Below are 20,684 nucleotides of genomic sequence, written 5' to 3'. Positions count from 1 at the left end.
GAACATCAAAAGATCGCAGCGTGCCGCAGCGCCTACAGGGACGTTTTCAGATCATCTCCGGCAACGAATCAAGAATCTTGTCCAGCGTAATCGGATACTCCCTGACCCGCGCCCCGGTGGCGTTATAGATCGCATTCGCCACCGCCGCACTCACGCCGCAAATCCCCAACTCACCGACACCCTTGGCCTTCATCGGCGAAGAAATCGGGTCGGTTTCATCCAGGAAAATCACTTCCTGATGGGGAATGTCGGCATGCACCGGCACTTCATATCCAGCCAGATCATGGTTGACGAAAAAGCCCAGGCGTTTGTCCACCGCCAGTTCTTCCATCAATGCGGCGCCGACGCCCATGGTCATGGCGCCGATCACCTGACTGCGTGCCGACGTCGGGTTGAGAATCCGGCCGGCAGCGCACACCGCAAGCATGCGCCGCACGCGCACTTCGCCGGTGGCGGCATCGACGGCGACTTCGACAAAGTGCGCGCCGAAGGTCGATTGCTGGTATTTCTCGGCCAGATCACCGAACTCGATGCTGTCCTCGCCGACCAGTGCGCCGTTTGCCGCCGCGTTGCGCAGCGGCAGGCTTTGGCTGCCGACGCGCACTTGCCCGTCGACGAATTCGGCCTGATCCGCCGCCAGCCCCAGTCTGGCCGCCACCGCTTCGCGCAGTTTTACGCAGGCAGCGTAGACGCCTGCGGTCGAGCAGTTACCGCCGAACTGGCCGCCGGAGCCGGCTGACACCGGGAAGTTTGAATCACCCAGACGCACCACCACATCATCGAGGCCAACGCCCATCATTTCGGCCGCCGTCTGCGCGATGATCGTGTAGCTGCCGGTGCCGATGTCGGTCATGTCGGTTTCCACGACGACTTTGCCATCGCGCTCCAGCCGTACGCGGGCGCCGGACTTGACCAGCAGGTTGTTGCGAAACGCCGCGGCGACGCCCATGCCGATCAGCCAACGGCCTTCTCGGTGCGTGCCCGGCTTCGCCTTGCGCTGATTCCAGCCGAACTTCTCGGCACCGGTCTGCAGGCATTTGATCAGTTGGCGTTGGGAGAATGGCCGCTCGGTTTTCACCGGATCGACCTGGGTGTCGTTGAGAATGCGAAATTGCACCGGGTCCATGTTCAGTTGTTCGGCCATTTCGTCCATGGCGATTTCCAGCACCATCAGCCCGGGTGCTTCGCCGGGCGCGCGCATGGCGTTGCCCTCGGGCAAGTCGAGCGGCGCCAGGCGCATGCTGACGCGGCGGTTTTGCGCGGCGTAGAGCAGTTGGCTCGGCTGCGCGGCGAGTTCGACCTTGCCGTCCGCCAGGTTGCCCGACCAGCCTTCGTGGGCAATGGCCGTGAGCTTGCCGTCAGCGGTCGCAGCCATGCGGATGCGCTGAATCGTCGCCGGGCGGTGGGTGGTGTTATTCGCCATCTGCGGGCGGGCCAGGGCGACTTTCACCGGTCTGCCGGCCATGCGTGCGCCGAGGGCGGCCAGGATCACGTCGGCGCGAATGAACAGCTTGCCGCCAAAACCACCGCCGATGTACGGCGAGACCAAACGGACATTTTCCTTCGGCAGGCCAAGGGTTTTCGCGATGTCACCGACACTCCAGGCGACCATCTGGTTCGACGTCCACACGGTCAGCTGATCGCCTTTCCATGCGGCCAGTGTCGCGTGCGGTTCCATCATCGCGTGGGACTGGTCAGGGGTGGTGTAGGTCTGATCGAACTGCACCGGCGCCGCGGCAAACGCCTTGTCAAAATCACCGTGATTGACGTCAGGCAACTCGTCTTTCGGCTCGACGCCCAGATCTTTGACGCTGGCCAGATCGAACTTGCCTTCGGTGGTTTCGTAATCAACCTTGACCCATTGCGCGGCGGCGCGGGCCTGTTCGAAGGTCTCGGCGACGACCAGTGCGACGGCCTGCTGATAGTGCTGGACTTCAGGCCCGGCGAGTAGGTGCGCGGCGTTGTAATCGCCCTTGGCGAGCTTGCCGGCGTTCTCGGCAGTGACGATCGCCAGCACGCCCGGCGCGGCTTTGGCCTTGTCCAGATGAATCGCTTTGATCCGGCCTTTGGCGATGGCCGAATCGACCATGAAGCCGTAAGCCTGGTTGGCTGCTGCCTCATGTTGCTCGTAGGCATAAGTGGCCTGGCCACTGGTTTTCAGCGGACCTTCGATGCGCTCGGTGGGGTGGCCGACGACCTTCAGGCGGTCGATGGGGTTGGTGGTGGCGGGCGTGTCGAATTTCATGCCGTTTCCCTCGCTTGCGCCAACACCGAGGCCAGCGTGCGCTCGACCAGTGTCAGTTTGAATTGGTTGTCAGCGGTAGGTGTCGCGCCTTCGAGCAGGCGTTCGCTGACCGCTTTTGCGCCTTTGGGCAACAGCGCGTCTGCCGCTTCGACCCGCCACGGTTTCGGCGCGATGCCGCCGACCGCCACGCGGCCGCTGCCGTCCTTTTGCAAGATCAAACCCACCGAGACCAGCGCAAAGGCGTAGGACGAGCGATCGCGCACCTTGTGATAAATGTGCGTGCCACCGACCGGAGGCGGCAGCGTTACGGCAGTGATGAATTCGCCGGGCGTGAGGCTGGTTTCGATATTCGGTGTGTTGCCCGGCAACTGATGAAAGTCAGCCATCGGGATACTGCGCGTGCTGCCGTCGGGTTTCACCGTTTCAATCTGCGCATCGAGGGCGCGCATGGCGATGGCCATGTCGCTTGGGTGGGTGGCAATGCACGCGTCGCTGACGCCGATGATCGCCAATTGCCGTGTGACCCCGCCGATGGCTGCGCAGCCGCTGCCGGGATTGCGTTTGTTGCAGGCTTGGTGCGTGTCGTAAAAGTACGGGCAGCGGGTGCGCTGCAACAGGTTGCCGGCGGTGGTCGCCATGTTGCGCAGTTGCCCGGACGCGCCGGCGAGGAGGGCGCGGGAAAGCAGGGCGTAATCCTTGCGCACCCGCGCATCGGCGGCCAGGTCGGTGTTGCGCACCAATGCGCCGATGCGCAGGCCGCCCTCGGGCGTGGCTTCGATCTGATCCAGACCGAGGTGGTTGATGTCGATCAGGTGCGCCGGGGTCTCGATGTCGAGTTTCATCAGGTCGAGCAGGTTGGTGCCGCCAGCGATGAACTTGGCGCCCTCGACTTGCGCAGCTTGTGCGGCGGCTGCGGCAGGCGAGTCGGCGCGGCTGTAATTGAAGGCTCTCATGCCGGCACCTCCGCGACTTCAGTGATGGCTTCGATGATGTTCGAGTAAGCGCCGCAGCGGCAGATGTTGCCGCTCATGCGCTCCTGCAATTCGGCGGCGATCAGCTTCGGCGGCTCGGTCAGGCTCGGGCTGACGTGGCTGGGAATGCCGTCGCGGATTTCCTTGAGCACGGCGACCGCCGAGCAGATCTGCCCCGGCGTGCAATAGCCGCATTGATAACCGTCGTGCTTGATGAATGCGGCTTGCATCGGATGCAGTTTGTCCGGCATGCCGAGGCCTTCAATGGTGGTGACCTCGCTGCCCTCGTGCATGACCGCCAGGGTCAGGCAGGCATTGATCCGCCGCCCGTCGGCGATCACCGTGCAGGCGCCGCACTGGCCGTGGTCGCAGCCTTTCTTGGTGCCGGTCAGGTGCAGGTGTTCGCGCAGGGCATCGAGCAGGGTGGTGCGGTTGTCGACATCCAGCGTTTGCGGTTTACCGTTGACGTGCAGGGGGACTTTGCTCATGGCCGGTTGCTCCAGACTGGCCGCGTAGGCCTTGAGGCTGATGAAAGGGGGCATTGCGAACGCCGTCGCGGTTACGGCGCCGAGGATCATGAAATTGCGTCGGGAAATCGGCATGATTCGATTCCTTGTCTCATCGGGCGGCAGGATTGCAAAAAGGCCCAAAGGGGCGCGCCGGCATGCATGCCAGTCTCGTAAAAGGAGTGACCGCCGGAGAGGGGAAAAGGTTTTGTCGGATTTGCGCTAAAGGGTTATGTACTGGATTCATCAATCTTCAAAACAACACAAACCCCCTTGTAGGAGTGAGCCTGCTCGCGATAGCGGTCCGTCAGTCAAATCAATATCAACTGACAGACCGCTATCGCGAGCAGGCTCACTCCTACAGTGGAGATGTGTTTTCCAGTTAATGCCCTACTACCATTGAGGTAAACGGCGGCACATACGCCTGCAATGTCACCAGCCCGCCAACCAGGATCGCCAGCACGATGGAGTGGAAGAACACGTAACGCAGGATCTCGCCCTCATGGCCGTACCAGCGGGTCGCGGTGGAGGCGACGACGATGGATTGCGCGTCGACCATTTTGCCCATCACGCCGCCGGAACTGTTCGCTGCCGCCATCAGCACCGGGCTGATCCCGAGCTGTTCCGAGGTCACCCGTTGCAAGCCGCCGAACAGCACGTTCGACGCGGTATCGGAGCCGGTCAGTGCCACCCCGAGCCAGCCGAGCAGGGTGCCGAACATCGGGTAGAAGATCCCCGTCGCGGCGAACGCCAGCCCCATCGTCGCATCCAGCCCCGAATACCGGGTGAGAAAGCCCAGCGCGAGCATCGCCGCAATGGTGATCAGCGAAAAGCGCACCACCCACAACGTGCGCAGGTACTGCTTGATCAACTGCGGGATCGAATAGCCCATCAGCAAGCCGCCAACGATCGCCGCCAGCAAAATCCCGCTGCCGGTCGCGGTCAGCCAAGTGAATTTGTACACCGCTTCCTCGGCTTTCGGTGCCGCGACCACTGGCGGGACTTTTTCGATCTGCAGGTGCAGGCTGGTAAAGGTCACTGCCGGGGCGAAGAGCGGATTGGCCTCGCGCATGGGTTTGCCTTGCGCATCAAGCTTGGCCGACTGCGTGACCGGATCAATCACCGGGCGCGTATCGAACATGTTTTTGAAACCCTGGGTGCCCCAGGCAAACACGAACACGGTGAGGATGATCCACGGCATCCATGCGCGCATCACCGCCGGGCGCGCCTGATCGCTGAACGCGGCGCTGGCGGTGATGTTTTCTTCATCAACCTTTGAATCGTCGACGCGGCCGGACAGCGCCGCCGATGTGTGAATGGTTGCCGGTTTCCAGACTTTCAAAAACAGCGTCAGACAGGCCATGGAAATCAGCGCGGCGATCACATCCACCAACATCGGCCCGTGGTAGTTCGACACGACGAATTGCGGGATGGCGAAACTGACGCCGGCCACCAGAATCGCCGGCCATACCTCAAGCATCTTGCGCCACCCGGCAAAGGCCCAGATCAACCAGAACGGCACCAGCACCGAAAAGAATGGCAACTGCCGCCCGACCATCATCGACAGCTCCATTTCGTCCAGCCCGGTAACTTTGGCCAAGGTGATGATCGGCGTGCCCAGCGCACCAAACGCGACCGGCGCAGTATTGGCGATCAGCGCCAGGCCCGATGCGGCCAGCGGCGAAAAACCCAGGCCGATCAGAATCGCCCCGGTCACCGCCACCGGGGTGCCGAAGCCAGCCGCGCCTTCGAAAAACGCGCCGAAGCAGAAGGCGATCAGCAATAGCTGCAAGCGGCGGTCATCGGTGATGCGCGCCAGAGAGTCTTGCAGCACTTTGAACGAACCGTTCTCGGTGGTCAGGCGATGCAAAAAGATGATGTTAAGGACGATCCAGCCGATCGGCAGCAGGCCATTCGCCGCGCCGAACAACGCCGCCGAACCGGCCATGCCCGCCGGCATGTCGAAGGCAAAGATCGAAATGAGCAACGCTGAAGCCAGCGCCAGCAACGCTGCCAGATGCGCCTTGACGTGAAAAAACGCCAGTGCCGCGAGCATCACCACCACCGGCACGGCGGCCATCAATGTGGAGAGCACCGGGTTGCCGAACGGGTCATAAATTTGCTGCCAGACCATGGTCCACCTCTGCTTGTTGTTATTGAGGGCGCAGATCCGTTGCGTGGGGGTTGGTTGCAAGCAGTATAGGAGGCATTTCGCCGCTGTTCGGTCAGCGCAGGCGGGGCGACAAACGGTCGATAGTGGCCACTGAATCATCGACCGATTGCCCGGTCGTATCTGCGGCTGCGCGCAGCGTGTTTCGAAGACACGGGCAGCGCGGCGATTTCCGTCGTCAAGACCTTGGTTTTAGGGAAGTGTTGAATGAAGCGCGCGACAACGATGCTGCTGACCGTTTGCGCCGCCGTACTGCTCGGCGGCTGTATTGCAGACTTTGATGATGACCACCGGCATGGCCGGCATTACGACCGTGATCATGGCCGCTATTACGATCATGACCGGCGCTGGGATGACCGCGATGACGATCGCCGCGACGGGCGTCGTTATTACCGTGATCGCGACGATGACTGATTGAATGAAAAAGAGGGCGTTCATCCGAAAGGGGAACGCCCTCAACGGTTAAAAATGAGCGCTCGCCCGGACGCTGGATCGCGCAGGCACGGCGGCCTCGATGTCCAGCAAATGGGTGGCGAGGATGTCGCTCAGAAAGCGGAACTGATCGTTGAGGCCGACCACTTCATTGCTGAAGTGATTGCTCGCGGCGGGCATCAGCAGATCTTCGAAATCTTCGTTGAACACCAGAGTCGGCACCTTGCGGTTCACCACATGCTGTTCGTAGTAGTTGCTGCCGAACACCGGGAAACTCACGCAGAGGGTGATTGGGGTATGCATTTTCATGTGAACGCCTCGTTGTGTGTCGGATGCGCTAATCGTGCCTTCCATGAACGATGGGCGGAAGGCAATCGTGGCGATGGTGGATATCGACAACAGTGATGGTTAGCGAATATCCCCTGTGGGAGCGAGCCTGCTCGCGAAGAGGCCGCTGCATCCACCATCACCTTTTACTGACGCACCTATACTCAAACCTGCACCTCCCTCATCCAAAGGACACCACCACCGTGAACCCGCGCGCGCTGGTTGTCGTCGCACTGTTTCTGCTGGCCGGCTGCGCCTCCTCGGCCCGGACGCCGGTGAGTGCGCCGCAAGCCGTGGTGGTGTCACCGCAAACCTGGCAGCAAATCGATCGCGACATCCTCAGCGCCTCGCAGCAGGCCACCGAGCAGGTCAAGCTGTTCGCCCGTGGTTCGATGGAACATTGGCGCACGCGGGTCTATCAGCAAACTGAAGAAAATTTCATCCCGTGGTTCAGCAGCTACTGGACCCAGGAATGGCTGTCGATGAAGGTCAGTTGGTACACGATCAGCGCCGGCGGCGAGCAGGACGCTTCGGCGAAACGGCTGGCGGCGTATCTGCTTGAGCAATATCAGGAAAGAGTGCTGGCCCCCGTCGCTGTAGAGATCGATCCGGATGCGATACTCGCCCAGGCCACGGCGTTCTATGCGCAACTGATGGCGCAGCAGATGCCGCTCATCGCCCAGCGCCATGGCGTGCCGGTGGCGCAACTCAACGGGCGCTTGCAGAAGATTCCCGCCATCGCCCTTGGGCCGCCGCCTGCGCGCGACGCTTCCTTGTTCAAGGTGATCAGCACCGAGCCGCTGAACACCCTGCCGGCCTATGCCGCGCTGATTGACAAGATCCACACCGACGGCGGCGCCAAGGGCATTTCCTCTACCGATGCGGCGATGGCCCCGGTCGCCAAGCGCGCCAGCCAGCGCATCGAAGCGGAAATGGCCCCGCGCGGCGCGGCCAGCGCCGTAGCAGCCGCCGCGGGAAAGCTGGCCGGGGCGATGATTTCAGTGGGGGTGGCGGGTATTCGCGCAATTATCCAGGCCAACGACCGCCCCGACAGCGAAGCGCTGATTCGCAGCAGTCTGGGCAATACCTTCGACAAGGCCTGGCTGAAGCTGGTGCAAAACCCGACGACCGGGGTCATGGCCGGCACGCTGCACATGGCCGGGCACATCGAGCGCAGTCTCGGTGCGGCTGATGAGTCGCCGGTGGGGCTGGGGGTGAACCGGGTCGAATGGCGCCCGGGGCAGTCGATCAGTCGACCGATCGAAGCCAGTATGCAAGGAGAATGAAAGAAGTCAGTGTCTGAACCACCGCTCCCACAGGATTAGTGCTCACGGGCCGTGTTTAATCGGGCGAGGGGGTGATGCGGCAACCCTTGCGGTTGCGAATCTGCTCGTCGGTGGGCCTGTCGCGCACGAATTCAAAGCGGGGTTTACCCTCGCTGTAGTGCACCAGCCAGCCCCATTCCAGTTCGCTTTCGTCCTGCCCGGGGTGCGGTGGCCGGGCCCACCAGGGTTCTTTGCTGAGGATTGTGCGCATGGCAGCCTCCGGTTATTGGCAATCCTTGAACTATAGCGTCCTGTCGCGAGTCGTCAGAACAGGCTGTGTAGAATCGCGCGTATCACAATGAGCGAGGGGGCAGGGCGATGATGGATGAGGTGCGCAGGGACGAACCGTCGAAGCGGCTGTTTTTCGCCCTCGACTGCCCGCCGGCTCAGCGCAAGGCGATTGCGCAATGGCGTGCGCAGTTGGGTTTGCGAAGCGGTAAACCGGTGCCGGCCGATAATTTTCATCTGACCCTGCTGTTTCTCGGTGCGGTGCCGTTAGCGCAGATTCATGGCGTCTGCGAAGCGGCTGGCAGCGTGCGCACGCCGGGGCAGGCGTTGAGGGTTGCGCTGGACCGTTTGCAGGTCTGGCAACGTGCGGGGGTTTTATCGCGGGCACCCGAGCAGGCACCGCCGGCGTTGTTGCGTCTGGTCTACGCCCTGGAGCAGGCGATGTTGCCATTCGGCTTTGAAGAGTCCACCCGTGAGTTCCGCCCGCACCTGACCCTGGCGCGCGAATTTCGAGCAGCGGAACCGGAAGCAAGCACGCCGCCGGAATTCTTGCTGCGCGCTGAACGCTTCGCTTTGTTCGAATCACACAAGGGGCGCTATCGGGTGTTGCAGGACTGGTCGCTGATCTGACCGCATAAAAAAAGGCGCACGAAGGCGCCTGCAAATTCACCCGAGCCGAGGGAGCCGGGTGAGGCCGTTCAGAGCAGAGTGCAGCGGTGGTAAGGCGCTGCGTGAACGGAAAATTCTCCCACTGATCGTTCCCACGCGGAGCGTGGGAACGATCAGTCGATCGGCATTGACTAGCTTGCTTATTTACCGAGCTTCACCCGGGTCCACCCGCGCGTCATGATCCGCTGCGTAGCAATCGGCTGATCCGGCACCGCATACAGCGTCGCCATCACCGCTTGCGACGGGTACGAGCCCGGCTCGTTGCGGATCGCTTCATCGACCAACGGCGTCGCGGCGGCGTTGGCGTTGCTGTAGCCGATGCTGTTGGTGACTTCGGCGATGATGTCAGGCCGCATCAGGAAATCCATGAACAGATAGGCATTGTCGACGTTCGCCGCATCGCGCGGGATGGCAACCATGTCGTAGAAGCTGCCGGCGCCTTCCTTGGGAATGCTGTAGTCGATCACCACGTTGTTGCCCGATTCCACCGCACGGGCCTTGGCCTGCAACACGTCGCCGGAGTAACCGACGGCCACGCAGATGTTGCCGTTGGCCAGATCCGAGATGTACTTGGAGGAATGGAAATACGCCACGTAGGGACGGATCTTCATGAACAGCGCTTCGGCTTCGGCGATGTGGGCCTTGTCCCTGTCGTTCACCGGATAGCCCAGGTAATGCAGAGCGGCCGGGAGCATTTCGGTCGGCGAATCGAGGAAACTGATACCGCAGGCTTTGAGCTTTTCAGCGTTCTCGGGTCTGAACAGCAAGTCCCAGGAGTCGGTCGGGGCGTTGGCGCCGAGCACTTCCTTGACCTTGGACGGATTAAAACCGATGCCGATCGAGCCCCACATGTACGGGAACGCATGGGCGTTGTCCGGATCGCTGGCGGCGGCGTTTTTCAGCAGCACCGGGTTGAGATTCTTCCAGTTCGGCAGCTTCGATTTGTCCAGCGGCTGGTAAACGCCGGCCTTGATCTGCTTGGCCAGAAAACTGTTCGACGGCACGACAATGTCGTAACCGGATTTGCCCGCCAGCAAGCGCGCCTCAAGGGTTTCGTTGCTGTCGAAAACGTCGTAGGTCACGCGGATGCCGGTTTCGTCTTCAAACTTCTTCACGGTGTCTGGCGCGATGTAATCGGACCAGTTGTAAACACGCAGCACCTTGTCGTTGGCCTGGGCGCCCATGACCATTGCGCCCGTTAAGGACAGTGTCAGCAGAGTCCTGCCAAACATTTTCATCGGTACAACTCCATTCTTCTTATTCAAAAACACAAACCGAATCCTGATGTACACAGAATCTTTGTGGTGAGGGAGCTTGCTCCCGCTGGGCTGCGCAGCAGACCCAAAAAGCTGTGAGCGCTGCGCACTCAAGCGGGAGCAAGCTCCCTCGCCACAGTTGTTCATCAATGTTTGCTTAGGCGGTCGCCGCACGTTGCGGCTGCCACGACTCGTTCGCGGTCTGCTCCATCGCTTCCTGAATCGCCCGCTTGCGGTTGGCTTCTGCCTGACGGCCGAAGTACCAGACGAGGAAAGTCATCAGCGACACCGCCAGCAGAATCAGGCTGGCCACGGCGTTGATCTCAGGCTTGACGCCCAGACGTACCGCCGAGAACACTTCCATCGGCAGGGTGGTGGAACCCGGCCCGGAAACGAAACTCGCCAGCACCAGGTCGTCCAGCGAGAGGGCGAAAGACATCATCCCGCCTGCCGCCAGCGACGGCGCGATCATCGGAATGGTGATCAGGAAAAACACCTTGAACGGTTTGGCGCCGAGATCCATTGCCGCTTCTTCGATCGACAGGTCCAGTTCCCGCAGACGGGCAGAGACCACCACTGCTACATAAGCGGCACAAAACGTGGTGTGGGCGATCCAGATCGTGACGATGCCGCGTTCCTGTGGCCAGCCGATCAACTGCGCCATCGCCACGAACAGCAGCAACAACGACAGACCGGTAATCACCTCAGGCATCACCAACGGCGCCGTCACCAGCCCCCCGAACAGCGTACGGCCCTTGAAGCGCGTCACGCGGGTCAGCACGAACGCCGCCAGCGTGCCCAGCGCCACCGCCGCAATCGCGGTGTAGCAGGCGATTTCCAGTGAGCGCACCACCGAACCCATCAGTTGCGTGTTGTCGAGCAGGCCGACATACCACTTCACCGACCAGCCGCCCCAGACCGTCACCAGTTTTGAGGCGTTGAACGAGTAAATGACCAGGATCAGCATCGGCAGATAGATGAACATCAAGCCGAAGATCAGCATGAATTTTGAAAAATTGAAGCGTTTCATCCCCGTGCCTCCATCTCTTTGGCCTGGCTGCGGTTGAACAGCAGAATCGGCACAATCAGGATCAACAGCATCACCACCGCCAGGGCGGACGCCACCGGCCAGTCGCGGTTATTGAAAAACTCTTGCCACAGCACGCGACCGATCATCAGGGTCTCCGGGCCGCCGAGCAGTTCCGGAATCACGAACTCACCGACCACCGGAATGAACACCAGCATGCAGCCTGCAATGATGCCGTTTTTGGCCAACGGCACGGTGATTTTCCAGAAGTTGTTGAAGTTGCTCGACCCCAGATCCTGCGCGGCTTCCAGCAGGCTGTTGTCGTGCTTGACCAGATTGGCGTAGAGCGGCAGGACCATGAACGGCAGATACGCGTACACGACCCCGATATAGACGGCGGTGTTGGTGTTGAGGATCTCGATCGGGTGATCGGTCAGCCCGGTCCACATCAGAAAACCGTTGAGCAGGCCATTGTTGCTGAGGATGCCCATCCACGCATATACGCGGATCAGAATCGCCGTCCACGTCGGCATCATGATCAACAGCAGCAGGACGTTTTGCGTTTCCTTGCCGGTCCTGGTGATCGCATAGGCCATCGGGAAACCGATCACCAGACACATCAGTGTGCTCAGCGCCGCGACCTTCAGCGAACCGAGGTACGCCGACAGGTACAGCTCGTCTTCACCCAGCAGGGTGTAATTGCCGATGTTCAGCAGCAGCTGGAATTTCTGCTCGGCGAAGGTGTAGATCTCCGAGTACGGCGGGATCGACAGTGCCGCTTCCGAGAAGCTGATCTTCATCACCAGAAAAAACGGCAGCATGAAGAACAGGAACAGCCAGATGAACGGAATGCCGATCACCAGTTTTCGTCCGCTGGGCACCAGGCGCAGGAATTGCTGATTGAAGGTTCTCATGAGCGCAGTACCACGCCGCTGTCGTCTTCCCACCAGACGTAGACCTTGTCGTCCCAGGTCGGCCGCGCGCCACGGCGTTCGGCGTTGGCCATGAACGACTGAACGACCTTGCCGCCGGGCAGCTCGACGTAGAACACCGAGTGGCCACCGAGGTAGGCGATGTCATGCACCTTGCCTTCGGACCAGTTGTAGCGGCCTTCGGGCTGGGTGGTGCTGACAAGCATTTTTTCCGGGCGGATCGCGTAGGTGACCGACTTGTCCTGCACCGAGGTGCTGACGCCGTGGCCGACGTAGATCTTCTGCTGCAAATCCGGGCTGTGAATGATCGCGTGGCCTTCGAGGTCTTCCACCACGGTGCCGTCAAAGGCGTTCACGTTGCCGATGAACTCGCAGACCATGCGGCTGACCGGCGCTTCGTAAATGTCGACCGGGCTACCGATCTGCGCGATCCAGCCCAGGTGCATGATCGCGATGCGCTCGGCCATGGTCATGGCTTCTTCCTGGTCATGGGTGACCATCACGCAAGTCACGCCGACGCGCTCGATGATCTCGACCAGCTCCAGTTGCATCTGCGAACGCAGCTTTTTATCCAGCGCCCCCATCGGCTCGTCGAGCAGCAGCAGCTTCGGCCGTTTGGCCAGTGAGCGGGCGAGGGCGACGCGCTGGCGCTGACCGCCGGACAACTGATGCGGGCGGCGTTTGGCGTATTGGCTCATGTGCACCAAGCGCAGCATTTCTTCGACGCGGGCATCGATTTCGCTGGCGGGCAAACGGTCCTGCTTGAGGCCGAAGGCGATGTTCTGCGCCACCGTCATATGCGGAAACAACGCGTAGGACTGGAACATCATGTTGATCGGCCGTTCGTACGGCGGCATGTCGGTGATGTCGACGCCATCAAGCAGAATCCGCCCCTCGGTCGGCCGCTCGAAACCGGCGAGCATGCGCAGCAGGGTCGATTTGCCCGAACCGGAGCCGCCGAGCAGGGCAAAGATTTCGCCCTGATGGATCTCCAGGGACACATCGTCCACGGCGACGGTTTCGTCGAACTTCTTGGTGACACGATCGACCTTCACCAGCACCTTTTTCGGTTGCTGATGACCTTCAAGTGCCTTCCTGTAAGTGCTGGAGGCGTTTGCCATGTGAAACTCCCAACAGGTTTCAGTTGCCTGGCCAATGTGGCCGGGCTTAAGTGGATTGCAAGCCTGTAAGTGCTGCCCCGGTCGAATCGCCGCAATACCCTGTGGGAGCTGGCTTGCCAGCGATGGCGGTGGGTCAGTCACCTTTAAGGTTGAAGGTGACGGCCTCATCGCTGGCAAGCCAGCTCCCACAGGGTTTTGCATTGTTCTGACAGGTATTGCACTTACCGATCCGGCTTGTTCGGCGCCGCCGTCCTGGCTGCCTGGGTCGTACTTGTTGTTATTACAGGTGTTGTTGCTCACAACTGACGGGTGCGCGCAGGCACGCCCGACCGCTGTGGGGGCAGTCAATCGTTACGTATTCGTTGCTGGTGTCAGCGCTGGCTGCGCCGCGCCGCCCGTTGCCGGCAGGCGGCGCCGAACGCCTGGAAAATCTTCAGGTAGTTGGGGTTGTACAGCACCTGCCATTCCGGGTGCCATTGCACGCCGAGGGCGAAGGTCGGGCTGTGCTCGACCGAGATCGCCTCGATCAACCCGTCCGGCGCCACGGCTTCGGCGCGCAGGCCGGGCGCGAGGCGGTCGATGCCCTGGCTGTGAATCGAGTTGACCTGAAATTCATCCGGCAACTGCAGCGCTTCAAACACACCGCCGGCGAGCACGCTGACCACATGGGCCGGTGCGTATTGCACGGCGACGTCGGGGCTGTCGGCTTCGCGGTGATCGAGCATGCCCGGCAACTCGTGCACCTTCTGGTGCAGGCTGCCGCCGAACGCGACGTTCATTTCCTGGAAGCCCCGGCAGATGCCAAGCACCGGAACGCCCGCCGCGATGGCTGCACGCAATAAAGGAAGGGTGGTGGCGTCGCGCGCCGGATCGTGATCCGTGCCCGGGGCGCTGGCGGCGCCTTGATAATGGAACGGTTCCACGTTGGAAGGCGAGCCGGTCAGCAACAGGCCGTCGAGCTGACCGAGCAGGTCGTCGATTTCCGTCAGGTTGCCAAAGGATGGAATGACCACGGGCAACCCATCAGCGGCAACGCTGACAGCGCGAACGTACTTGTCGCCGCTGATGTGATAGGGGTGCAGGCCAATCTGTTTGACGCACGCAGTAACGCCGATCAATGGCTTGAATGCCATTTTTATTCACCTCGAAGTCTGTCACTTGAACGAGCTTTTCCGGAGCTTAGCCTCGTTGATTTTAATTAACAACTGCCATGTAAAAAATTCTAAACGCCGCTAGTCAAATCGCTCAGGTTTTACGGCGTTTGGCGGTCGATAAGGCACGAAAGTGTTAATAAAAGCCCGAAAAATAAAGGCTGAAGGCCCAGCTGTTCGCTATTGACTTCACTTTGCCTTTCGGGTTGACTGGCTGCGCAACACGGCAGTGAACATAATAATTAACAGCTAGATAGGTGCATCATGTCGGTCCCTCTGCGTACCGTTCAACTCAACGAAGCCAACGCATTCCTTAAGAAATATCCTGAGGTTTTGTACGTCGACCTTCTGATTGCGGACATGAACGGTGTGGTGCGCGGCAAGCGCATCGAACGCACCAGTCTTCATAAGGTGTACGAGAAAGGCATCAACCTGCCGGCCTCGCTTTTCGCGCTCGACATCAACGGCTCCACGGTGGAAAGCACCGGCCTGGGCCTGGACATCGGCGACGCGGACCGCATCTGCTACCCGATCCCCGGCACCCTGAGCATCGAGCCGTGGCAAAAGCGTCCGACTGCACAGTTGCTGATGACCATGCACGAGATCGAAGGTCAGCCGTTCTTTGCCGATCCGCGTGAAGTGCTGGCCAACGTCGTGCGCAAATTCGACGACCTCGGCCTGACTATCTGCGCCGCGTTCGAACTCGAGTTCTATCTGATCGACCAGGACAACGTTAATGGTCGTCCCCAGTCGCCACGCTCGCCCGTATCGGGCAAGCGCCCGGTGTCGACGCAGGTCTACTTGATCGACGACCTCGACGAATACGTCGACTGCCTGCAGGACATCCTCGAAGGCGCGAAAGAGCAGGGCATCCCGGCTGACGCCATCGTCAAGGAAAGCGCCCCGGCGCAGTTCGAAGTCAACCTGCATCACGTTTCCGACCCGATCAAGGCCTGCGATTACGCCGTCCTGCTCAAGCGTCTGGTGAAGAACATCGCCTACGACCACGAGATGGACACGACCTTTATGGCCAAGCCGTATCCGGGTCAGGCGGGCAACGGTTTGCATGTGCACATTTCGATTCTGGACAAAGAAGGCAACAACATCTTCGCCAGCGAGGATCCCGAGCAGAACGCCGCGCTGCGACACGCCATCGGCGGTGTGCTGGAGACCCTGCCGGCGCAAATGGCCTTCCTCTGCCCGAACGTCAACTCGTACCGTCGCTTTGGCGCGCAGTTTTACGTGCCGAATTCGCCGAGCTGGGGCATCGACAACCGTACCGTTGCCGTGCGCGTGCCGACCGGTTCAGCGGACGCCGTGCGCATTGAACACCGCGTCGCCGGTGCCGACGCCAACCCGTATTTGCTGATGGCCTCAGTGTTGGCCGGTATTCACCACGGCCTGACCAATCAGATTGAACCGGGCGCCCCGGTCGAAGGCAACAGCTACGAGCAGAACGAACAGAGCCTGCCGAACAACCTGCGCGACGCCTTGCGCGAGCTGGACGACAGCGAAGTCATGGCGCGCTACATCGACCCGATGTACATCGACGTGTTTGTCGCGTGCAAGGAGAGCGAGCTGGCCGAGTTCGAGAACTCGATCTCTGACCTTGAGTACAACTGGTATCTGCATACCGTCTGAAAGCCAAAACCTGATCCTGTAGGAGTGAGCCTGCTCGCGATAGCGGTGCATCAGTCAACATTTCTGTTAAATGTGACGACGCTATCGCGAGCAGGCTCACTCCTACATGGGATCGGGTTAGCAAATTGATTAGCGGGTCTGTCCGCCACCCAATCTCCTTGTCGAGCCCAAAACAATGACCAATACCCGCAACGACTGGGAACAACGCTTCCAGTCTCTGTCCATCGAATCCCGCGCCTTCATCAACGGTGAATACCGCCCGGCTATCAGCGGTGACACGTTCGAATGCGTAAGCCCGGTCGACGGCCGCTTCCTCGCCGCCGTGGCCAGCACCGATGAAGCCGACGCCAACCTCGCCGTCGAAGCCGCACGCCAATCCTTCAACTCCGGCATCTGGGCGAAAAAAGCCCCGGCCGAGCGCAAGCGTATCCTGATCCGCTTCGCCGATCTGATCCTGCAACACCAGGAAGAACTGGCGCTGCTGGAAACCCTTGATATGGGTAAACCGATCAGCGATTCGATGAGCATCGACATCCCGGCGACCGCCAATGCGATCCGCTGGAGCGCCGAAGCGATCGACAAGATCTACGACGAAGTTGCCGCCACGCCGCACGATCAACTCGGCCTCGTTACCCGCGAGCCGTCCGGGGTGGTCGCGGCGATTGTGCCGTGGAATTTCCCGCTGATCATGGCCAGCTGGAAATTCGCTCCGGCATTGGCGGCGGGCAACTCGTTCATTCTGAAACCTTCGGAAAAGTCGCCGCTGACGGCCATCCGCATCGCGCAGTTGGCGCTGGAGGCCGGTATCCCGAAAGGCGTGTTCAACGTATTGCCGGGCTTCGGCCACACCGTGGGCAAGGCGCTGGCGCTGCACATGGATGTCGACGTACTGGCTTTTACCGGCTCCACGGCGATTGCCAAGCAACTGATGATTTATGCCGGCCAGAGCAATATGAAACGCGTCTGGCTCGAAGCCGGCGGCAAGAGCCCCAATGTGGTGTTTGCCGACGCGCCGGACCTGCGCGCCGCAGCCCAGGCGGCGGCCAGTGCCATCGCTTTCAACCAGGGCGAAGTCTGCACCGCTGGTTCGCGATTGCTGGTCGAGCGTTCGATTCGTGAGCAGTTCATTCCGTTGCTGGTCGAGGCGATGCAAGCGTGGCAACCGGGGCATGCCCTCGATCCGGCGACCACCGTCGGCGCCGTGGTCGATCAGCGTCAGCTCGACAACGTCCTGCGCTATATCAGCATCGGGCGTGAGCAGGGCGCCGAGCTGATTGCCGGCGGCCAGCGCAGCCTCGAAGAAACCGGCGGGCTCTACGTGCAGCCGGCGATTTTCGATGGCGTGACCAACGCGATGACCATCGCTCAGGAAGAGATTTTCGGCCCGGTGCTGTCGCTGATCACCTTCGACACCGCCGAAGAAGCGCTGCAGATTGCCAACGACAGCATTTTCGGTCTTGCCGCCGGTGTGTGGACCCGCAACCTCAGCAAGGCGCACACCTTTGCCCGCGGCCTGCGCGCCGGCAGCGTCTGGGTCAACCAGTACGACGGCGGTGACATGACCGCGCCGTTCGGTGGTTTCAAACAGTCGGGCAACGGTCGCGACAAATCGCTGCACGCGTTCGACAAGTACACCGAGCTGAAAGCGACCTGGATCAAGCTCTAATTCTTTAACAGCGGCGGTCGCCAGTGTCTGGCGGCCATCGGAGAATCGTATGAAACAACAACACGTCAACAGCTACTACGCCGCCACCCGCAACGAAGTCATCGACTTCCCGGTGCTTGAAGAGGCGGTGGACTGCGATGTCTGCATCATCGGCGCGGGCTATACCGGTCTGTCCTCGGCGCTGTTCCTCAGCGAGGCCGGCTACAAAGTCACGGTGCTCGAAGCGGCGAAAGTCGGCTACGGCGCCAGCGGGCGTAATGGCGGCCAACTGGTCAACTCCTACAGTCGCGACGTCGATGTGATCGAAGAACGTTACGGTGACAAGACTGCGGAAATCCTCGGCAGCATGATTTTCGAAGGCGCCGACATCATCCGTTCGCGCATCAAGGATTACGACATCAAGTGCGACTATCGCCCGGGCGGTATTTTCGCGGCGATGAACAAGAAACAGCTCAACGGCCTCGCCGAGCAGAAGCGCAACTGGGAGCGCTACGGCAACCGCAATCTGAAGATGCTCGACGCAGCCGACATTCGTCGTGAAGTCGGCTCCGATGCTTACGTGGGTGGGCTGCTGGATATGCAGGGCGGCCATATTCATCCACTGAACCTGGCGCTCGGTGAAGCGGCTGCGATCGTGCGCCTGGGCGGCAAGATCTACGAGCAATCGGCGGCGGTGGAAATCACCTACGGCGAGCCAATCACCGTGCGCACCGGCAAAGGTCTGGTGCGCGCCAAATACCTGCTGATCGCCGGCAATGCGTATCTGCCGCAAGGTCTGGATAACCGTGTCACCGCGAAAAGCATGCCGTGCGGCTCGCAGATTGTCGTTACCGAACCGCTGACCGAGCAGCAGGCGCGCGGCCTGATCACCCACAACTATTGCGTGGAAGACTGCAATTATCTGCTCGATTACTACCGCCTCACCGCCGATAACCGTTTGCTCTACGGCGGCGGCGTGGTCTACGGCGCGCGGGAACCGGACGACATCGAGCAACTGATTCGCCCGAAGATCCTCAAGACCTTTCCGCAGCTCAAAGACGTGAAAATCGACTACCGCTGGACCGGCAACTTCCTGCTGACCATGTCACGCATGCCGCAATTCGGCCGCATCGAGAAAAACGCCTATTACATGCAGGGCTACAGCGGTCACGGCGTTACCTGCTCGCACCTGGCCGGCAAACTGATCTCGGAAATGATTCGCGGCGACGCCGAACGCTTCAACGCCTTCGCCTCCCTGCCGCACATGCCGATGCTCGGCGGACGCACCTTCTCCGCACCGCTGACCGCCCTTGGTGCCGTCTACTACTCGCTGCGCGACCGTTTCGGCGTCTAAGTTACCACTCCGGCGGCGGCCCCAAGCCCCGCCGGTTTTTCACTTTGGCAAGCGCACCGATATCCATAGTGGGAGCGAGCCTGCTCGCGAAGAGGCCAGCCCGGCCACCGAAATACTTCCTGACACACCAAAATCCCACTGTAGGAGTGAGCCTGCTCGCGATGAGGCCAGTCCAGCCACCGAAAGACGTCCTGACACACCAAAATCCAACTGTGGGAGCGGGCTTGCTCGCGAAGGGGCCATATCATCCAACACTCATGTCGCCTGACACACCGCTTTCGCGAGCAAGCCCGCTCCCACATTGACTGTATTGCCAAGGCAAGACGGACTTTCGTATCACCATCCATCGAACCTGCTGAGCAACACCTGCAAACGTGATTTAATAGCCGCCTTTCACGGTTCCGGGACACGGGAGCAACGTGATCCGCGCGACCTGCGCGGCACCCGCCACCCACCCCCATCGCCCTTAAGTCGTTCTTACATAAGGCTGTCATGGATACGGGTTCTCGACTCAAACTAGTACGCGAAAGCTACAAACTCTCCCAGCGCGAGCTCGCCCGGCGTAGCGGCGTGACCAACGCCACCATCTCGCTGATCGAACAGAACCGCGTCAGCCCCTCGGTCAGCTCGCTGAAAAAGCTGCTCGAAGGCATACCGATGTCCCTGGCCGACTTTTTCACCTTCGACCAGCCCCCGCGCGAGCACCAATACGTCTTCCGCGCCAACGAACAACCCGACCTCGGCCGCCACGGCCTGCGCCTGCTGCTGATCGGCGCCTCCGTCCCCAGCCGGCAGATGCGCCTGCTGCGCGAGCAATACGCACCGGGCGCAAGCTCCGGCGAAGAGCCGATCGTGCATGCCGAAGGCGAAGAGTGCGGGCTGGTCACCCGTGGCACCGTCGAACTGACGGTGGACGGGCAGGTGAGCGTGTTGAATGCCGGGGATGGCTATTACTTCCCGACGACGTTGCCTCACAAGTTTCGCAATATCGGGGCGGATGAGGCTGAAATTATCAGCGCGAATACGCCGGCGAACTTTTAAAGCGAAGCTGTTGGATTCCTTCCGCCGTTTTCGCATTGGCGAACCATAAGAAACCGCGTAATCGCGGTTTCTTCGTTTTGACTCACTAATCGGCAAGCCCCCGCCGCTCAATCACCCGAAACACATCACTGACATCCTGCACCATGATCCTGGCGATATTGGTCACGGTGTTGATGTCGTTTTCGGCATAGTCGGGGAGGCTGGTGCAGGCGATCAGGTCGAGGTATTTGAGGACGGCGTTGAGGCGCTCGGCAAGGCAGGCGTGGAGATCGCGCAACGGGGCGTCGGCGTCGATGAGCAGCACGGGGCGTTCGGTGGCGGGGTGGGACATGTGGGCGTAATGGTGAAGCGGTTTGTGTACGGCCATTAGCGGGTCCTTTCATCGGGAAGCAACACCTTCCGTTTGCTGCGATCCATAGGGTGACAGCGGTCAGCGGCGGATCACTTTAGGTCGCGTTTTCGCTTGTCGCAACCGGCCTGTAGGACGTAAAACCCGCCGCGCAGACGAAAAATACCGCCCCGTTTGGCGACGCAGGCGGCGTAATCCGACAATCGCACGCTCACTGATGAAACGGATTATTCGACTACGGGACTGCTTCGTAGCCCAGTGGGAGCAAGCTCCCTCGACACTCGGTGTGTTTTC

The 20,684-nt window shown here is 60.8% G+C and carries 19 protein-coding genes; 7 read left to right on the top strand and 12 right to left on the bottom strand.

Features of this window, described 5'->3' with window-relative positions; genetic code table 11:
- Window positions 1-46: 46 nt before the first annotated feature.
- From paoC to HU743_RS13730, 4 genes are all read right to left on the bottom strand, one after another.
- On the bottom strand, window positions 47-2,245 hold the full coding sequence (paoC, locus tag HU743_RS13745) for an aldehyde oxidoreductase molybdenum-binding subunit PaoC (protein ID WP_186649150.1): 2,199 nt from the start codon (window positions 2,243-2,245) through the stop codon (window positions 47-49).
- Window positions 2,242-3,198 (bottom strand): xanthine dehydrogenase family protein subunit M, encoded by a 957-nt coding sequence (locus HU743_RS13740; RefSeq protein WP_186649149.1) that lies wholly within the window; start codon window positions 3,196-3,198, stop codon window positions 2,242-2,244. Before HU743_RS13740 ends, paoC begins: the two co-directional genes overlap by 4 nt.
- Window positions 3,195-3,818, bottom strand: a complete 624-nt coding sequence (gene paoA / locus HU743_RS13735) for an aldehyde dehydrogenase iron-sulfur subunit PaoA (protein ID WP_186649147.1) — start codon at window positions 3,816-3,818, stop codon at window positions 3,195-3,197. Before paoA ends, HU743_RS13740 begins: the two co-directional genes overlap by 4 nt.
- Before the next feature lie 286 nt (window positions 3,819-4,104).
- Window positions 4,105-5,856, bottom strand: coding sequence for an L-lactate permease (locus HU743_RS13730; protein WP_186649145.1), 1,752 nt, complete (start codon window positions 5,854-5,856; stop codon window positions 4,105-4,107).
- Window positions 5,857-6,099: 243 nt separating this feature from the next.
- Here HU743_RS13730 and HU743_RS13725 point away from each other — a divergent pair, with 243 nt between their 5' ends.
- Entirely contained in the window at window positions 6,100-6,306 is a 207-nt protein-coding gene (locus HU743_RS13725) for a hypothetical protein (RefSeq protein WP_186551619.1), read from the top strand.
- Window positions 6,307-6,354: 48 nt separating this feature from the next.
- On the opposite strand, the gene HU743_RS13720 is transcribed toward HU743_RS13725, so the two are convergent.
- On the bottom strand, window positions 6,355-6,627 hold the full coding sequence (locus HU743_RS13720) for a hypothetical protein (protein WP_186632997.1): 273 nt from the start codon (window positions 6,625-6,627) through the stop codon (window positions 6,355-6,357).
- A 227-nt stretch (window positions 6,628-6,854) separates the two neighbouring features.
- Between HU743_RS13720 and HU743_RS13715 the strand changes: the two genes are divergently transcribed.
- Complete coding sequence (locus tag HU743_RS13715; protein ID WP_186649143.1) at window positions 6,855-7,937, top strand: hypothetical protein; 1,083 nt, start codon at window positions 6,855-6,857, stop codon at window positions 7,935-7,937.
- Between the two features lie 55 nt (window positions 7,938-7,992).
- On the opposite strand, the gene HU743_RS13710 is transcribed toward HU743_RS13715, so the two are convergent.
- Window positions 7,993-8,187, bottom strand: a complete 195-nt coding sequence (locus HU743_RS13710; protein WP_186649142.1) for a hypothetical protein — start codon at window positions 8,185-8,187, stop codon at window positions 7,993-7,995.
- Window positions 8,188-8,294: 107 nt separating this feature from the next.
- Here HU743_RS13710 and thpR point away from each other — a divergent pair, with 107 nt between their 5' ends.
- Entirely contained in the window at window positions 8,295-8,834 is a 540-nt protein-coding gene (gene thpR / locus HU743_RS13705) for an RNA 2',3'-cyclic phosphodiesterase (RefSeq protein WP_186649141.1), read from the top strand.
- A 179-nt stretch (window positions 8,835-9,013) separates the two neighbouring features.
- On the opposite strand, the gene HU743_RS13700 is transcribed toward thpR, so the two are convergent.
- The 5 genes from HU743_RS13700 to HU743_RS13680 all read right to left on the bottom strand — a co-directional run bounded on the left by HU743_RS13700 (window position 9,014) and on the right by HU743_RS13680 (window position 14,342).
- The gene (locus HU743_RS13700; protein ID WP_186649140.1) at window positions 9,014-10,111 is read right to left on the bottom strand and encodes a polyamine ABC transporter substrate-binding protein; all 1,098 of its coding nucleotides are present in this window, start codon (window positions 10,109-10,111) and stop codon (window positions 9,014-9,016) included.
- Between the two features lie 175 nt (window positions 10,112-10,286).
- Window positions 10,287-11,159: an ABC transporter permease subunit gene (locus HU743_RS13695; protein ID WP_186649139.1), complete on the bottom strand. Its 873-nt coding sequence runs from the start codon at window positions 11,157-11,159 to the stop codon at window positions 10,287-10,289.
- Window positions 11,156-12,070, bottom strand: a complete 915-nt coding sequence (locus HU743_RS13690; protein ID WP_186632874.1) for an ABC transporter permease subunit — start codon at window positions 12,068-12,070, stop codon at window positions 11,156-11,158. Before HU743_RS13690 ends, HU743_RS13695 begins: the two co-directional genes overlap by 4 nt.
- The gene (potA, locus tag HU743_RS13685) at window positions 12,067-13,209 is read right to left on the bottom strand and encodes a polyamine ABC transporter ATP-binding protein (RefSeq protein ID WP_186649138.1); all 1,143 of its coding nucleotides are present in this window, start codon (window positions 13,207-13,209) and stop codon (window positions 12,067-12,069) included. Before potA ends, HU743_RS13690 begins: the two co-directional genes overlap by 4 nt.
- Window positions 13,210-13,580: 371 nt before the next feature.
- On the bottom strand, window positions 13,581-14,342 hold the full coding sequence (locus tag HU743_RS13680; protein ID WP_186649137.1) for a gamma-glutamyl-gamma-aminobutyrate hydrolase family protein: 762 nt from the start codon (window positions 14,340-14,342) through the stop codon (window positions 13,581-13,583).
- A 282-nt stretch (window positions 14,343-14,624) separates the two neighbouring features.
- Between HU743_RS13680 and HU743_RS13675 the strand changes: the two genes are divergently transcribed.
- The 4 genes from HU743_RS13675 to HU743_RS13660 all read left to right on the top strand — a co-directional run bounded on the left by HU743_RS13675 (window position 14,625) and on the right by HU743_RS13660 (window position 20,041).
- The gene (locus tag HU743_RS13675) at window positions 14,625-16,001 is read left to right on the top strand and encodes a glutamine synthetase family protein (protein ID WP_007918694.1); all 1,377 of its coding nucleotides are present in this window, start codon (window positions 14,625-14,627) and stop codon (window positions 15,999-16,001) included.
- Window positions 16,002-16,176: 175 nt separating this feature from the next.
- The gene (locus HU743_RS13670) at window positions 16,177-17,667 is read left to right on the top strand and encodes an aldehyde dehydrogenase (RefSeq protein ID WP_186649135.1); all 1,491 of its coding nucleotides are present in this window, start codon (window positions 16,177-16,179) and stop codon (window positions 17,665-17,667) included.
- A 49-nt stretch (window positions 17,668-17,716) separates the two neighbouring features.
- Window positions 17,717-19,000 carry an FAD-binding oxidoreductase gene (locus tag HU743_RS13665; RefSeq protein WP_186623864.1) on the top strand — a complete coding sequence of 428 codons (1,284 nt, stop codon included), beginning with the start codon at window positions 17,717-17,719 and terminating at the stop codon, window positions 18,998-19,000.
- Between the two features lie 492 nt (window positions 19,001-19,492).
- Window positions 19,493-20,041, top strand: coding sequence for a cupin domain-containing protein (locus HU743_RS13660; RefSeq protein ID WP_003226097.1), 549 nt, complete (start codon window positions 19,493-19,495; stop codon window positions 20,039-20,041).
- Between the two features lie 85 nt (window positions 20,042-20,126).
- Here HU743_RS13660 and HU743_RS13655 read toward each other — a convergent pair whose 3' ends face one another.
- Entirely contained in the window at window positions 20,127-20,408 is a 282-nt protein-coding gene (locus HU743_RS13655) for a fructose-bisphosphate aldolase (RefSeq protein ID WP_186552616.1), read from the bottom strand.
- Window positions 20,409-20,684 lie beyond the last annotated feature (276 nt).

The sequence above is a fragment of the Pseudomonas sp. SWRI99 genome (assembly GCF_014270125.1).
Lineage (GTDB): Bacteria > Pseudomonadota > Gammaproteobacteria > Pseudomonadales > Pseudomonadaceae > Aquipseudomonas > Aquipseudomonas hamedanensis.
This window is presented reverse-complemented; position numbering and strand designations above follow the sequence as displayed.

Coding starts and splice junctions, on each gene's coding strand:
- paoC (WP_186649150.1), bottom strand. CDS start 2,245: ATGAAATTCGACACGCCCGCCACCACCAACCCCATCGACCGCCTGAAG.
- HU743_RS13740 (WP_186649149.1), bottom strand. CDS start 3,198: ATGAGAGCCTTCAATTACAGCCGCGCCGACTCGCCTGCCGCAGCCGCC.
- paoA (WP_186649147.1), bottom strand. CDS start 3,818: ATGCCGATTTCCCGACGCAATTTCATGATCCTCGGCGCCGTAACCGCG.
- HU743_RS13730 (WP_186649145.1), bottom strand. CDS start 5,856: ATGGTCTGGCAGCAAATTTATGACCCGTTCGGCAACCCGGTGCTCTCC.
- HU743_RS13725 (WP_186551619.1), top strand. CDS start 6,100: ATGAAGCGCGCGACAACGATGCTGCTGACCGTTTGCGCCGCCGTACTG.
- HU743_RS13720 (WP_186632997.1), bottom strand. CDS start 6,627: ATGCATACCCCAATCACCCTCTGCGTGAGTTTCCCGGTGTTCGGCAGC.
- HU743_RS13710 (WP_186649142.1), bottom strand. CDS start 8,187: ATGCGCACAATCCTCAGCAAAGAACCCTGGTGGGCCCGGCCACCGCAC.
- thpR (WP_186649141.1), top strand. CDS start 8,295: ATGATGGATGAGGTGCGCAGGGACGAACCGTCGAAGCGGCTGTTTTTC.
- HU743_RS13700 (WP_186649140.1), bottom strand. CDS start 10,111: ATGAAAATGTTTGGCAGGACTCTGCTGACACTGTCCTTAACGGGCGCA.
- HU743_RS13695 (WP_186649139.1), bottom strand. CDS start 11,159: ATGAAACGCTTCAATTTTTCAAAATTCATGCTGATCTTCGGCTTGATG.
- HU743_RS13690 (WP_186632874.1), bottom strand. CDS start 12,070: ATGAGAACCTTCAATCAGCAATTCCTGCGCCTGGTGCCCAGCGGACGA.
- potA (WP_186649138.1), bottom strand. CDS start 13,209: ATGGCAAACGCCTCCAGCACTTACAGGAAGGCACTTGAAGGTCATCAG.
- HU743_RS13680 (WP_186649137.1), bottom strand. CDS start 14,342: ATGGCATTCAAGCCATTGATCGGCGTTACTGCGTGCGTCAAACAGATT.
- HU743_RS13675 (WP_007918694.1), top strand. CDS start 14,625: ATGTCGGTCCCTCTGCGTACCGTTCAACTCAACGAAGCCAACGCATTC.
- HU743_RS13670 (WP_186649135.1), top strand. CDS start 16,177: ATGACCAATACCCGCAACGACTGGGAACAACGCTTCCAGTCTCTGTCC.
- HU743_RS13665 (WP_186623864.1), top strand. CDS start 17,717: ATGAAACAACAACACGTCAACAGCTACTACGCCGCCACCCGCAACGAA.
- HU743_RS13660 (WP_003226097.1), top strand. CDS start 19,493: ATGGATACGGGTTCTCGACTCAAACTAGTACGCGAAAGCTACAAACTC.
- HU743_RS13655 (WP_186552616.1), bottom strand. CDS start 20,408: ATGGCCGTACACAAACCGCTTCACCATTACGCCCACATGTCCCACCCC.